Source organism: Pantoea folii (assembly GCF_056678875.1).
Genome location: NZ_JBWXON010000003.1, coordinates 99,686 through 114,553, shown reverse-complemented (window position 1 = coordinate 114,553; position 14,868 = coordinate 99,686). Strand labels below are relative to the sequence as shown.

At 42.5% G+C, this 14,868-nt stretch carries 10 protein-coding genes; 7 read left to right on the top strand and 3 right to left on the bottom strand.

Going from position 1 to position 14,868, the window contains the following annotated elements; all coding sequences use genetic code 11:
* Window positions 1-9 precede the first annotated feature (9 nt).
* From AC1MDE_RS05595 to AC1MDE_RS05575, 5 genes are all read left to right on the top strand, one after another.
* The gene (locus AC1MDE_RS05595; RefSeq protein ID WP_479401572.1) at window positions 10-684 is read left to right on the top strand and encodes an acyltransferase; all 675 of its coding nucleotides are present in this window, start codon (window positions 10-12) and stop codon (window positions 682-684) included.
* 7 nt (window positions 685-691) lie between these two features.
* Window positions 692-1,432 carry a 3-deoxy-manno-octulosonate cytidylyltransferase gene (gene kdsB / locus AC1MDE_RS05590; RefSeq protein ID WP_479401641.1) on the top strand — a complete coding sequence of 247 codons (741 nt, stop codon included), beginning with the start codon at window positions 692-694 and terminating at the stop codon, window positions 1,430-1,432.
* Entirely contained in the window at window positions 1,429-3,456 is a 2,028-nt protein-coding gene (locus tag AC1MDE_RS05585; RefSeq protein WP_479401573.1) for a capsular polysaccharide biosynthesis protein, read from the top strand. Before kdsB ends, AC1MDE_RS05585 begins: the two co-directional genes overlap by 4 nt.
* A 45-nt stretch (window positions 3,457-3,501) precedes the next feature.
* A complete protein-coding gene (locus AC1MDE_RS05580; protein WP_479401574.1) occupies window positions 3,502-4,746 on the top strand; it encodes a capsule biosynthesis protein in 1,245 nt (414 codons plus the stop codon).
* Between the two features lie 102 nt (window positions 4,747-4,848).
* Window positions 4,849-7,035: a peptidase G2 autoproteolytic cleavage domain-containing protein gene (locus AC1MDE_RS05575; protein ID WP_480344371.1), complete on the top strand. Its 2,187-nt coding sequence runs from the start codon at window positions 4,849-4,851 to the stop codon at window positions 7,033-7,035.
* A gap of 53 nt (window positions 7,036-7,088) precedes the next feature.
* Here the strand turns inward: AC1MDE_RS05575 and AC1MDE_RS05570 are convergent, their stop codons facing one another.
* The 3 genes from AC1MDE_RS05570 to AC1MDE_RS05560 are packed head-to-tail and all read right to left on the bottom strand — an operon-like array spanning window position 7,089 to window position 12,029.
* Window positions 7,089-10,550: an HAD family hydrolase gene (locus AC1MDE_RS05570; protein ID WP_480344370.1), complete on the bottom strand. Its 3,462-nt coding sequence runs from the start codon at window positions 10,548-10,550 to the stop codon at window positions 7,089-7,091.
* Between the two features lie 22 nt (window positions 10,551-10,572).
* Window positions 10,573-11,256, bottom strand: coding sequence for an ABC transporter ATP-binding protein (locus AC1MDE_RS05565; protein WP_479401580.1), 684 nt, complete (start codon window positions 11,254-11,256; stop codon window positions 10,573-10,575).
* Window positions 11,253-12,029, bottom strand: a complete 777-nt coding sequence (locus AC1MDE_RS05560) for an ABC transporter permease (RefSeq protein WP_479401581.1) — start codon at window positions 12,027-12,029, stop codon at window positions 11,253-11,255. The genes AC1MDE_RS05565 and AC1MDE_RS05560 overlap by 4 nt, the downstream gene beginning before the upstream one ends.
* Before the next feature lie 689 nt (window positions 12,030-12,718).
* Between AC1MDE_RS05560 and speB the strand changes: the two genes are divergently transcribed.
* Together speB and AC1MDE_RS05550 are read left to right on the top strand one after the other, a co-directional pair.
* Window positions 12,719-13,639 carry an agmatinase gene (gene speB / locus AC1MDE_RS05555; protein ID WP_034823229.1) on the top strand — a complete coding sequence of 307 codons (921 nt, stop codon included), beginning with the start codon at window positions 12,719-12,721 and terminating at the stop codon, window positions 13,637-13,639.
* Window positions 13,640-14,413: 774 nt separating this feature from the next.
* Complete coding sequence (locus tag AC1MDE_RS05550; protein ID WP_160833065.1) at window positions 14,414-14,824, top strand: YidB family protein; 411 nt, start codon at window positions 14,414-14,416, stop codon at window positions 14,822-14,824.
* The last annotated feature ends 44 nt before the right edge of the window (window positions 14,825-14,868 follow it).

Genomic DNA, 14,868 nt, shown 5'->3' with positions numbered 1-14,868 from the left:
GGGGGATATATGAAAGTTAATGATTTAGGTGTTAATAATAAAATTGTCATATCAAATATTCCCCCTGTATTTAAAAGGGATGTTGAGTTAACAATTAAAGGTAATAATAACAAGGTTATTTTTGGTGAAGGTGTAACCGGAAAAAAATTAACGATTGATATTAATGGTGATGATAACAGGATTTTAATTGGTAAAAAATGCGTTGTTAACGGTGCATTATCTGCTAAATCTAGTGGGAATTTGATTTCTATAGGAAAATTCACAACTATTGGAGATGCTAGAATAGAGTGTGAATATGGTACGGAAATTATATTAGGTAGCGACTGCATGCTGTCTAGAGATATAGTTATTCGCTCAGGAGATAGTCACTCCATCATCGATCTCAATACAGGTAAAAGAATTAATCATGCTAAATCCGTAAATATTGGTGATCATGTATGGATCGGTTATAACGCTAATGTAGGTAAAGGCAGTGTGATTAAGAAAAATACCATTGTTGGATTGGGGAGTTATGTAAACAAGGAATTCAATGCAGGAAATGTAATTCTCGCTGGAGTGCCAGCTAAGGTTGTGAAAGAAAATGTGATTTGGGATAGAAGAAGCTTATCAGAAGTGATCCCCGAATCACATTTGGATTCATTGAAATTAAACTATTTATATTCAGAAGAAGTCATCGGCGATTGAAATGCATATTGAAAATGTTGTTATTGTAATTCCCGCTCGCTATGGCTCCTCACGTTTACCGGGTAAGCCGTTGCTGGATATCGTCGGCAAGCCGATGATCCAGCACGTCTATGAGCGTGCTCTGCAAGTGGCGGGTGTGGCTGAAGTGTGGGTGGCCACCGATGATCAGCGCGTGATGCAGGCGGTTATGGGCTTTGGCGGCAGAGCAGTGATGACGCGTGTCGATCATGAATCAGGCACTGACCGTTTGGTGGAAGTGATGCAAAAGGTTGATGCCGATATCTACATTAACCTGCAAGGCGATGAACCGATGATCCGTCCACAGGATGTGGCACATCTGGTGCAGGGAATGCGTGATGACGCTGACCTGCCTGTAGCGACACTTTGCCACGCTATCTCTGCCGAGGAAGCGCTGGAGGCTAGCACGGTTAAAGTGGTGGTAAATACGCGTCGTGATGCGCTTTATTTCAGCCGTTCACCGATTCCTTATCCACGTAATGCTGATAAAGCGCGCTACCTGAAACACGTGGGGATTTATGGTTATCGCCGCGATGTTCTGCAGAACTACAGCCAGTTGCCGGAGGCGATGCCAGAGCAGGCAGAATCGCTTGAGCAGCTGCGTTTGATGAATGCAGGTATTGCGATTCGTGCTTTTGAAGTGGCCGCTACCGGACCGGGTGTAGATACGCCTGCCTGTCTGGAAAAAGTGCGCAAGCTAATGGCACAGGAGCTAGCAGAAACCGCATGATCGGTATTTTCTCTTCGGGTATCTGGCGGATTCCACAGCTGGAAAACTTCCTGGCGCAACCCTGCCAGAAACTTTCTGTGCTGCGCCCGATTCCGCAAGAGATAGATGCTATTGCCGTTTGGGGCCATCGACCAAGTGCCGCCAAACCTGTAGCACTGGCACAGGCCGCGGGTAAACCTGTTCTTCGCCTTGAAGATGGATTTATCCGTTCGCTGGATCTCGGTGTTAATGGCGCACCTCCGGTTTCCATCGTGATTGACGACATTGGCATTTACTACGATGCCAATCAGCCAAGTGCGCTGGAGCGATTGATTCAGGATAGAGCCGCTAATGCCGCTTTAGCCGAGCAGGCGTGTGAGGCGATGCAAACCATCGTCACTGAAGACCTGTCGAAATACAACCAAGCGCCAGCCTTCGAAGCGGGTGAAGCATTAAATCGTGAATTGGTGCTGGTGGTCGATCAGACCTTTAACGATATGTCTGTGACTTATGGCAATGCCGGTGCCGATGATTTCGCTGCGATGTTAGCAGCCGCAATACAAGAAAATCCGCAGGCTACGATCTGGGTCAAGGTTCATCCCGACGTTTTGCAAGGAAAGAAAGCCGGCTACTACGCGGGTCTTCAATCGACGCATCGTGTCCATCTGATGGCGGATAATGTCAGCCCGCAGTCGCTGTTACGCCACGTTTCACGTGTCTATGTGATGACATCGCAATACGGATTTGAAGCGTTGCTGGCGGGTAAGCCGGTCACTTGTTTCGGTCAGCCGTGGTATGCCGGTTGGGGATTAACTGACGATCGTCATCCTCAGTCCAGCTCACTTGCTACACGTCGTGGTTCAGCATCATTAGTTGAACTGTTTGCTGCGGCTTACCTGCGTTACTGCCGTTATATCGATCCGCAGTCTGGTGCTGCATCGGACTTGTTTAGCGTGCTGCAATGGATGCAGTTACAGCGCCGGCACCAGCAGCAGCGTAGCGGCCATTTATGGGCGCCAGGATTGACGCTGTGGAAATCCACCATCCTGAAACCTTTCCTACGCACTACGGCAAATAAAGTGCGTTTCTCACGTCGCTATTCGGCGGCTACCGCCTGTATTGTGTGGGGCGTGAAAGGTGAACGGCGCTGGCAAGATGAAGCGAACCAACGCTTGCTGCCGATGTGGTGTATGGAAGATGGATTCTTACGTTCTTCCGGCTTAGGTTCCGACTTGTTGCCACCACTTTCATTGGTGCTGGATAAGCGCGGTATTTACTACGATGCGACGCGCCCAAGCGACCTTGAAGTGTTGCTGAATCACAGCCAACTGACTTTGGCGCAGCAGCTCCGTGCAGAGAAACTGCAACAGCGCCTGGTTGAGAGCAAGCTGAGTAAATATAACTTGGGCGCAGACTTCAAGTTACCCGCTGCGGCACAGGGCAAAAGAGTGATTTTGGTGCCAGGGCAGGTGGAGGATGACGCTTCCATTCTCACTGGTACGGTATCTATTAATACTAATCTGGGGCTGCTACGCACGGTGCGCGAGCGCAATCCAGATGCCTATGTGATTTACAAACCACACCCTGATGTATTGGTGGGGAATCGCAAAGGCGATATTTCTGCGGAACAAGTTAAGACGTTGGCCGATTACCAGGCGCTGGATGCAGACATTATCCAGTGTATTCAGGTAGCCGATGAGCTGCACACGCTGACTTCGCTTTCAGGTTTTGAAGCCTTAATGCACGGCAAAAAAGTATTTTGTTATGGCCTGCCTTTTTATGCGGGCTGGGGAGTGACGACCGACGAACACTGCTGCAAACGTCGTGGGCGAAACCTCTCGTTGTTAGACCTGATTTATCAGGCTTTGATTGTTTATCCAAGTTACATCCATCCCCTGCGCCTTGAACCGATAGCCGCTGAAGAAGCAGCTGAATACCTGATCCAGACACCGCGCAGGCAGATGTTTATTACAAAAAAGAAAGCGGGGCGGATTATCCGTCATTACCGCAAGTTAATGATGTTTATTAAGGTCAAATTCGGCTGAGTAAAGCCGGTTACGGACAATAATGAATAACCATGAAGGTTGAATATGCACAGTAATGCATTGACCGTTTTGCTGTCTGGGAAGAGATACCTGCTATTACAGGGGCCGATGGGACCGTTCTTCAATGATGTGGCTGTTTGGCTGGAATCATTGGGGCGTGAAGCCGTGAATGTCGTATTCAACGGTGGCGATCGGTTTTACTGTCGCCAGCGTGAATATCTGACGTATCAGGAAACCCCAAAAGAGTTTCCCCGTTGGTTGCGTGACACCTATGCCAATTATGACTTCGATACCATTTTGTGTTTCGGGGACTGTCGGCCATTACATCAGGCGGCCAGCCGCTGGGCGAAGGCGAAAGGTATCCGTTTCCTTGCATTTGAAGAAGGTTATTTGCGTCCGCACTTCATAACCGTGGAAGAGGGCGGGGTTAACGCTCACTCCTCATTGCCACGCGACCCTGAGTTTTACCGCCAATTGCCAGAAATGCCTGCTAGCCAAGTTGAGCATCTAAAGCCTTCTGCTGCAAAGCGCATTGGACATGCGATCTGGTATTATCTGGTGGGCTGGCGTCATCGCCATGAATTCCATAAATATCGCCATCACAAGTCATTCTCACCGTGGTATGAAGCACAGTGCTGGATCCGCGCTTACTGGCGCAAACAGTTGTATGGCGTAATGCAACGTAAAGTGTTGCCACGTTTACAGTCTGAACTTGATCAACGCTATTACCTGGCGATCTTGCAGGTTTATAACGATAGTCAGATCCGTAATCACAGCCGCTATGAAGACGTGCGTGATTATATTAACGACGTGATGTTTTCGTTTGCGCGTAAAGCGCCAAAGGATAGCCATCTGGTTATCAAGCACCACCCTATGGACCGTGGACATCGCCTGTATGGGCCGTTGATTAAACGCTTAGGAAAAGAGTTTGGTGTGAGTGACCGTGTGATCTATGTACATGATCTCCCAATGCCGGAGTTGCTGACTCATGCCAAAGCGGTGGTCACGATTAACAGTACGGCAGGGATTTCAGCATTGATTCACAACAAGCCCCTGAAAGTGATGGGCAATGCCCTCTACGACATCAAAGGATTGACGTATCAAGGGCATTTGCACCAGTTCTGGCAGGCTGGGTTTAAGCCGGATATGAAGCTGTTCAAGCAGTTTAGAGGGTATTTATTGGAGAATACACAGGTTAATGCGGTTTATTATTATAAAAAAAGAGAGGTGAGTATCACACGCTCGAAATCTTTAGATATAAAAAATAATGCTGGGCAAATTATAACGTAAGATAAAATTCTGCTAATGCTACATTGTCTCACAAGCTATGAGTTATAATTTAGAAGTTAACTTGATGAATTTCATGGCTGACTTTGAATGTGAGGAGCAATAATGGTTAGCAGAAGGAAACTTTTTAACTTAGCGATGCCTGCAGTCTTAACAACTTTTCTTATGTCAAGCAAAAAAGGTTTTGCTGAAGTAGGTGAAAATCAATCGACTAAAGTTAGTGATGGGGATGAATCACAGGATTCGAGTATTAAGATGATTCAGGATTTTAGGGTTAAATATAAGCAGCCCTATAATATTTCTGTTGAAAGAAACCAACACCAAAAGAATTTAGAGTCTTTATCTGCATTCGATTTCAAAAATATAAAAGGCGATGGTGTAAATAATGATACTCAAGGTTTTAAATTACTTGAGTCAAACGTAGTAGGTAAAAAAGTTGATTTAGCAGGTAGTGTTTATTTAGTTGACGAAATTCCATCTGGGAATGAATATGTGAACGGATATTTTTTGACTAAATCGCTTGATGACAATCAAACTATTAAGTTGGGTGTATTTAACAACACGTTTATATCAGACAATAAAGATACTGGCGGATATGAAGGGAAATATAAAAACCCTTTAAGCAATGATTATCAGATTTCAGGTCGAAGCAATTTAAATCTCTTTCTTCTAGCTGCATCGCAAAATTCTCGTTCTTTTGGCCCAGCTAGAGCTGTAAATGTTGGTTCAATATATAGTTATGCTTCAGGAAATACCTCTGGAAATTATTCATCACGCCAATGCAGAGCTTTATCACCTCAATCAATTAACTTGGGTTCTGAGGACTCGAGGGTTAGTAATGGATTTAGAGGTGCGAATCTAGTCTCAATAACGTCCCATGTTACCGGTGAGACAGGTGCGAATATTTCATCACGTAGAAGTTGGTCTACTTCCAAGCATAATACAAACATCTCTTCAGTGGATGTTATAGCGGGTGGTGGACATGGTGCAGTGCTTAAGCCTGTAGTGAGTTCAGAAGGACATATTGAAAGCATTGAAATTGTAAATGGTGGGGCGAGTTATCAAAAAGAAGGAGAGGTAATCTTCTATGATCGTTTAAGCCAGCCAAACAAAATTGCAAAGGCCAGATATAGTGTAAATGATGACGGGAAAATAGATAAGGTAATAATAATTGATTCTGGGGCTGGATACTCCGCAGAAAAAAGTTCTGACTTTGATATTGTGCAAGCAAATGCTTTAACTGAAGGAAATTACTCAGTAAATATAGCCTCTGCAAACCAATCAATCACGTATGGCCAATTAAGCTTCAATTTAGGGGCAAATAAGTCAATTGCGAAGTCAGATATTTCAGGAAATATAGCTACAGATAAATGCGTATCCTCAGGGAAAAATTCAATAAATATTGGATCAAAAAATAGTATTGCAAAAGGGGATTTTTCCTTCAATTATGCCTCTCTACAATGTTCATCTAAAGGAACACATTCAGGTTGCTTAGGCGCTGTTGCATCTGAAGCTAATGAAGTGCAATCTTTGGTTATTTCAGGAAACAATACTGAATCTTCTGCACCAGGTGCCTTGGCTATTGGCAGAAGAATAATCAATGATTCACCCCGAAGCATTGCTTATGGAGATAGTCCTTCGGGAGATAAAAATTCTGCAAATATTAAGTTGAAAATATCACCAGATGGTAACTTGGATATTTCTGGTGTTCTATCTCAAAATGTAGCTTTTTCAGATTTAGCAAAAATGTTTGAGAATTTAATTCCTGAAGAAATAAAAGTAGGCAGTATTGTTGCTTGGGAAGGCCGTAAAGTTAGACTTGCGAACGAAAATGACATTGACTTTAGTGTTCACTCCCGGACATATGCAATATTATTTGGGGATACACCTTTTACATGGGCAGACCGATTTAAAAGAGATGAGTTTGGAGAAATTATTAAAGGTAGTGTCTGGGATGAGGAAGCAGGGGGATGGGACGAAGCAAAAAATGATGGAGTTGGTGGATTTAAGGGGTCTTTTGTAAATATTCCCCTAGAAAATGAAAGTTTTGATATAAAATTAGAGCAATTTAAACGCTCTGAGCGAAGAACTGAATGGACACCAGTCGCTTTGATCGGTGAAGTTCATGTGCGTGTGGATGCATCGGTAACTGAAAACTCATTTGTTAGGCCTTCATCTTCGAACGGTATCGGCACTTTATCGGAAAAACAAACTAGATTGAAATGTATGGAGTTAAGAAGTCAGTTTAATAAAGAGAAAGGTTATGCTGTTGCTTTGTGCTTAATCAGGTAGTTTTATAAAATGAGTGGCGAAATTATTTCGCCACTCATTATTAACTGTGGTTTCTATGAGATTTTACGAGTTGATATCTTATACCATTTTTGCATGCTCTTAGCCTTCGAGTCTAAGAAGAAATTATCTCTATCCTTTGTGTATTTTTTATATTTTTTGTCACTGGAGAATCTTTTAAAAACGAAGGATTCAACAACTCTATAAAATCGAGGAACAACAGTAATTTCGTCTGGTTCCAAATTTATGTTCGGTTTTGGTTTTGCGACGTTTTTTTGTACTTGAGGTGCTTTTTTTACTGATGGTTGAGGTTTGCTTTGGGCGTAATAAACTTCAGCTCCTTTTGCAAAAACAGAAAGTTGATCTGGTTTATTCGCAATAACAAACTTTTTACTGACACCACCAAATGAATCCTCGAACGCATATCCAACAAACATTGAAGCATCACGTTGATGAGGGTTGTTTAAAAACTCAGCAAATACTTTCTCGCCTAATGACCAGTCACAGTAAGCTTGAGAAGATAAAGTGCCAAAACGTTTTATAACATCACGTGAGTAACTTATTGCTCCACTATGAATTTCATCAATAAGAGTGCTTCTCATTGCATGATTAGGCTCATCTCTAAAGTTTTTAACGATAACTCCAGAAATATTCTTGCTCATTGAAATAAGACTACGTTCACTATGGCAGATTAAAAATTCCGTAAGGTGTCTATTATTAACTGCTGCGCTTGAATGCTCTAAAGTGACAAAATCACCAATGAACCCTTTAATTTCATGCCCATGCTTTAGCCAACACTCTGCCCCCTGGAGAGTGGCATAATAATAACCATTTAGTGGTCTGTTAATTAAATTCCCTAGTGATGCTTGCATATTGGCTTTCCAGCCAATATCAATAATCCCGGGTTTTGATTCATCTAATAGTCCAGAGCTTTTAGCATACTCAAGATATACCTCTCTTTCTTTCTCACTTTGTTTTAGAATTTTTCCTTCAAGTGCAAGACACAGTTTTGAAAATTTAACTTTCGTCACAACATCAGACTCTAATTCTTCATTATGAGATGTAAAACCAAAACTAATTGCTAGTTCGTTAGTTATTTCTTTACTATCTAGCCCAAAGCGGTAATCCAACAATTTCGAAAGTGTCACACCTGAACTGAAAGGCTGAGATGCGAGGTTAAGAATATCGTTTTTATTATTTATCGAGGCGACTCGGACGGCACGGCGAGAACAATACAAATAGGTGCTTGGCACGGCGTTATCGTCATCTTTTACAATGACATCATAAATTTGCTTTAATAGCCAGCCTTCACGAGACAAGAAAAATAGCCGGCTGATACCATCTTTTTTGGCTTGCCTGTTCACCCATTGCATGTAACTTGTAAGCATCGGGCCTAAAGCCGAATACCCAAGATTGAATGGACGGCCCATAAATAATGAGTTGTCTTCAGCTGAAGTTAGTTGGCTGTCAAATAGTTTCGTAGCAATTAACCCGGCTGTAATGCTTCTAGGCTTCTCTCCAGCACCTCTGCGAGGATTGAATATTTTTTTATACGCTGTATGGTTACGCATCCTGTCAAGAGCCCGTAATATACGGAATGTCAGCATCCCTTTTGATTTTGGCATGCTAATGTCAGCAGCTACGTTATCCCCAACATGCAAAACTTTTTCGCCAGGTATATTTAGCTCATCCAAGACAATATCAAATAACCCACCTTCTTTTTTTCTTACGCCGTAGCTACTGGATACATAAAGTTTTTTATAACCTGAATACCCTGCTTTATCTAGCATCTTTTCAACGACGCAATGAGGTAAATACATGTCAGAAATTATTGATATTGGCTTTCCACATCTAACTGCAGCATCCCACAGTTTCTTACCAGCTGGTCTTGTTTCAATTAATGATATTTCGAGTTCAATTTCTGCTTGTTTTATTTTTTCTAATGTTTCTTTATTGATCTGATAGTGATCTTGAATTTTTTCATATATTTCATCAAGAGTGATTTCTCCTTTATCAGAGTTTCTTCTTGTTTCAACCTCAGAAGTAAGTCTTACCTTGAAGAAATCTTCAGTTAAACCATTTGATAAATCTAAGGATATTGTCTCAAGGAATTTATATGCATCAGATGGACTTTCAACTGGTCTATTTATTAATGTGTCGAAAACATCGAATGTGATGTGCTCTATACCTTCTCTTTTCACTATTCTTTCTAGTTTAAAGGCATCTGCAGTCATCAATGATATTGATTCATCTGCATTTTTAATATCACGCGCGGCTCTTTCAATGGTGAAGCTTTCTAAGACAGAGTTGCTATAATTTGAATCAATTGAAGTGAAATCTGCATATAGCTCAATGCCAGTCTTGCCTTCCGTTTTGTTCTTAATTAGTTTTTTTATTAAACTATCTAAGAATTGACCATCTGATAATATTTTGCTGGCAAGGATTTGTTGATTTTTTAATATGAAGTTTAACACAGAACTATAAACTTCTTCTTTACTCCATTTTGATCTATTAATTTCATCTAAGCTTAATTTTTTCATGAACGTATCATGAGGTACTTTTATATCTCTATTCCAGATCATGGACTGTAAAGCTATAGATGATGAGCAACTTACTACTTCACTAACATGAGGGATTAAATATTGAGAAATGCTATTTATTTGATCAAATTTTGCATCAAAAATAATATTTCCCCAATTGGCTTTAATTGCGCTAAAAACTTCACTGTTGAGAACGGTATCTTTTACTTTAGGTGTGACGTATTGCGTCACCACTAAACCAGTTTCTTGGTCTGTATTCTGTAATGTTTCAACTAGATAGTCTGCCTGTGAAATATATGGTGTATCTGCTTGAAATGCATAATGACCACTGGTTTGCAATGGTAAAAGCGTTAACTTTTTGAATTTTGATGTTGGGTCTAGTTCACTGCTTGTAAACGTTGAAAGCTTAGAGATTGAATCTTTTACTTTAAAGCCAAAGTCGGTAACAAAATCATTTTCATAGTTTTCTTTTTCGATTATTTCTTCGAAGTGTTTATAAAGAGGGCCGTTTTTATATAGCCCAATCGGGTCAAACGTTACCATATGAGGGTAAGGTGCTCGGCAAAAAGCCCCCGGCATTTGATGAATTATCAACGATTCGGAATATAGGTGCTCAAGGAATGGAACTGGTGTTTCCCAAAGAAGAATTACATCATAATGGCCTGATAGCCTAGATCTCAAAAAATTTTCTATTTTTTTAGATAGATCCCCATTCGGTTTCTCATATAAATCTCTAGATGGATCAGATAATAATCCTACAACTTTTTTAATCTCACTCAATGTGAAATTAATAGTGTTTATGTTTTTATTTAGTTTGGAGGATTCATCTTTGATTAAATCGTGAGTTACTACATCTACATCATACCCCATACTATCAAGCAAGTTTGCCTGAGGGAGTAGGTGTTTTGAGTAACAATTTTTATAGAAAAGAATGTCTCCTTGTGCAAACCAAGGTGAATTCCATATCAATGCTTTCATTTATGTTGCCTTTTAAATTATTTTACGAATTAGTATTGGTTTCTTTCTTTTCTTTTTCTAAGTAATTGAATATTGCATTTTCGACGTTATCATAATATGAAATTATGTTATTTTTCTCAAAGCATATTGCAACATCACAAAACTCTTTTAACGAATTAAGACTGTGAGAAACCATTAGGAAGCTTGATTCTAGGTGCCGAGACTTGAATAATTCAGAGCATTTTTGTTTGAATCTTGCATCACCAACTGCAGTTACCTCATCAACTAGGTAATAGTCAAATTTAAAAGCCATGCTCAGCCCAAATCCCAATCGAGATTTCATACCTGAAGAATAAGTTTTAATTGGCATGTCAAAATATTTACCTAGTTCAGCAAATTCTTCAACAAAAGCTATTTTTTCTGGTAATTCATTTTTACTAGAATAGAGACGTGCAACAAATTTCACGTTTTCACGTCCAGTTAAACTACCTTGGAACCCCCCAGAAAGACCTACAGGCCAAGATATTGATTTATTGGTAGTAATACTTCCACTGTCTGGACGGTCAATTCCTCCTATCATCCGTAATAGTGTTGATTTACCAGCACCATTATGACCTATTAATGCTACACTTTTTCCTGTAGGTAGTTCTATGTTTAAATCTTTGAAAACATAATGACGTCCTGCGGGAGTGCGATAAGATTTTGTCAGGTTTTCAATTTTTATCATGATGTCAGCATTGCCTCCTCGCGAGTTCTATAAAGAGCCAAACCAATAAATAATATAGCTAATGCGCAATATGCGAGATATTCCAGACTTACACCCTCACTAATATACCCAGGCATTACTGACTCACGACTAAGTTCAACAGCATGAACAATTGGGTTCCACAATAAGTAAGGCCAGTAATCTTTTGGTATGGTGTGTAAAGGAAACATTATGCAAGAAATGAAATAAAGCGGTTTCAGTAGAATTGGCAGGAACTTTTGAGTTTCAGGAATAGATTTACCTACAACCATAAAGATCAGTCCTATTCCGAATGAGAAAATCACCAGTAACGACCAAGTTGCTATAAGCTGCAATAAGTTTGTGATTTCAAAATACTCACCGGCCAACCATACAACGATCATCAGTAAAATATAAACGGCTACATAAATTAATGTTTCGAGGAGAGAGCGTGAAATGATCGTATCAATAGGCTTTACTGGGCGATAATTAAATAGCCCCTGATTAGCTTCAATTGCTCCCACGGAACGATTACTAGTATTACTGAAAATAAAGTAAGGAATAATCCCATTCAGTAAAAAGACCGGAAACGATATGTCTGGCATGGTTCGGTGCATGATGAAACCGAAAATACCCAGTAAAACTAATAAATGCGCAGCCGGTTCCAATATTGCCCAAAAATAACCCAATCGGTATTTACCAAATCGTGTTCGTATTTCACGGAGGAACAGCGCCTTAACGGCAGCTTGCTGGACTTCAAATCCACTTCTGGCCATTTGTTTAACTCATGAGAATTGGGTGGGATTTTTTACACGCTACCGCCCCTGGCTTAACAGCTACCAATGCACTGGACGCAATACGGGCGGTGTAGGGGGGGAGGTTTATAGTTTTTCAGACGAGGGTGCTGAAATAATCAGCATATTTTACGTAAATTCAAAAGATTAGAGCTGATGAATACGCGATAGACGTGATGCCATTTAGCACAATCAGATGGTTTAGAGTTGATATGAATCCATCCACTTGAACAGCTAGTCCCTGCTTGTCTGTAAGAATTTTCCCTAATTTTGACGGCTTAAGTTACAGATCATGTCGAAATAATCCTAAACGTTTTCGTCTATTAATATTTTGCAAATTATCTGTAAGGCCTATTGAACTAATCTATACATCCAATTTATGTTAAACAATTGAATATATTGAATTTAATTTATTTTTTCGTTTCTGCTCTTAACCTCACTCTGTATCGTGAAATCAACACTGCTAATCAATTTATTCACGAGACAATCCACTGATTTTTACAAAAAGTAGTAGTTGTTACATTTCAAAGGTGATGATTGCAGGTCGCCTGATTCTTCGCGATAATCACGCATAACAAATCCCTTCCTCGTCGGGCCTAACGACGCGGAGGGGATTTTTTTCATCTATACCTTAGTGGCTAACCGACTCACGGATCTAAAGAGGACAAGTTATGTACAACACCCTGGGCAATCAGTACGATAACTCCCTGGTTTCTAACGCCTTCGGTTTCATGCGCTTCCCGGTGAACTTCCAGCCTTACGACAGCGATGCTGAGTGGGTGATCACTGGTGTACCTTTCGATGCCGCAACATCGGGTCGTCCGGGCAGCCGTTTAGGGCCGGGCGCGATTCGTCAGATCTCTACTAACCTCGCATGGGAAGGTTGCCGCTGGCCGTGGGATTTCGACCTGCGTCAGCGCCTGAACGTGGTGGATTGCGGTGATCTGGTTTATGCATTCGGTGATTCACAGGATCTCTCTGACAAACTACAGGCGCACGCTGAGAAACTGTTGGCAAACGGTAAGCGTATGCTGACCTTTGGCGGTGACCACTACGTTACGCTGCCGCTGTTGCGCGCGCACGCCAAGCACTTCGGTAAGATGGCTCTGGTCCACTTTGATGCACACACAGACACCTACTCCAACGGTCCAACCTTCGACCACGGCACTATGTTCTTCACCGCGCCAAAAGAAGGTCTGATCGATCCGAATCATTCTGTGCAGATTGGTATCCGTACCGAGTTTGATAAGAGCTTGGGCTTTAACGTGCTGGATGCGGCACAGGTTAATGACCGCAGCGTCGATGACATTCTGGCGGAAGTGAAACGCACCGTGGGCGATCTGCCGGTGTATCTGACCTTTGATATCGACTGTCTGGATCCGGCACATGCACCGGGCACCGGCACGCCAGTGATCGGCGGACTGACCAGCGATAAAGCTACCAAGCTGATTCGTGGCTTGCAGGGTATGAATATCGTCGGGATGGATCTGGTGGAAGTGGCGCCGGGTTATGACCACGCTGATTTGACTTCACTGGCGGCGGCTACACTGGCGCTGGATATGCTGCACGTACAGGCAGCTAATAAAGGCTAATTACTCGGAGGGCAGGGCCCATGCCTTGCCCTCCTGTTGGCAATTCCTAATAGTCATCATCTATATCGTTCATAGTTGAACGTAAAAAGTGACGCCCAGCACCTGCAACTAACGCGACAGCGGTAACGATTTGAATTGCCAGCATTCGACGCTCCTCGGCTCCTAAAGAGCCACTCACGCAAGATGTAATTTTTCTCTGACTTTCTCAATTTGCCATATTCAATACCGGTGAAGTCTCGCCATCATCACGTTTCTGCTTTCTCATTCTCCGCACGAATTCGTCTACTGATGTTTATCGTCTAATCTCGACGCGCATTAATAGTAAAGATGAAGATCTGTGAAGTGGGTTGGGATTTGTTTTGAGCGGCGCAGAGTGATTAAGAAAGGGTGATAGCTGATGGGGCGATCCATTGCCCTCGACGTCCCCGGTCCCTAGTAATCGTCATTCACATCTTTGGCTGCGGAACGTATCACCAGATACGCGCCAATCAGCACAATCGCGATAACGACGGCGAGAATAATCAGAATGGTCAACATAGTATGTGGTGCTCCGGTGACTCTCTCTGATATCGCCCGAAAACAAACGGTCAGTGTAGACCATGCTCACTATGACATGGCCCCGCCTGGCGAGTTCAGACCATTGTCACGCTTCTCGCATCAACGGCTCAACAACTTAACGGTGACAATTCGTTATCGGCTGCGCGTGGCTATACTTTGATGCGTACGTCATTAATCGCTTCGTTAATTACGGTTAGAGAATCTTTGGAGGTCACCATGGGCTTTCTGGATGAATTAGTAGGTTCGCTGGGGAACGGCAACGGGCAGGGCAATCAGTTGGGTCAGTTGCAGGCGATCTGGAATTGGGTGCAGGAGCAGGGCGGAATCGAAGTGTTGCTGCAGAAGTTTCAACAAGGCGGGCTTGGCGAGGTGCTGGGTTCGTGGATCGGTACCGGCGGCAATCAACAGGTCGGTGGCGGCGAGATTCAGAGTGCTTTCGGGCAGGAGGAGTTGCAGTCGCTGGCCGATAAGCTGGGCACCGATGTCAATGGCGCTTCCGGCACGCTGGCGGCGCTGTTGCCGCAGTTGATCGATAAGATGTCGCCGCAAGGTCAACTGGATGAGCAGAGTCTGCACAACAACCAGATGGATTTGGGTTCGATGGTGGATAATCTGTTTAAGCGCTAGCTGTTGAAGCTGAAGAGAGGAGCGCACATGGCGCTCCTTTTATG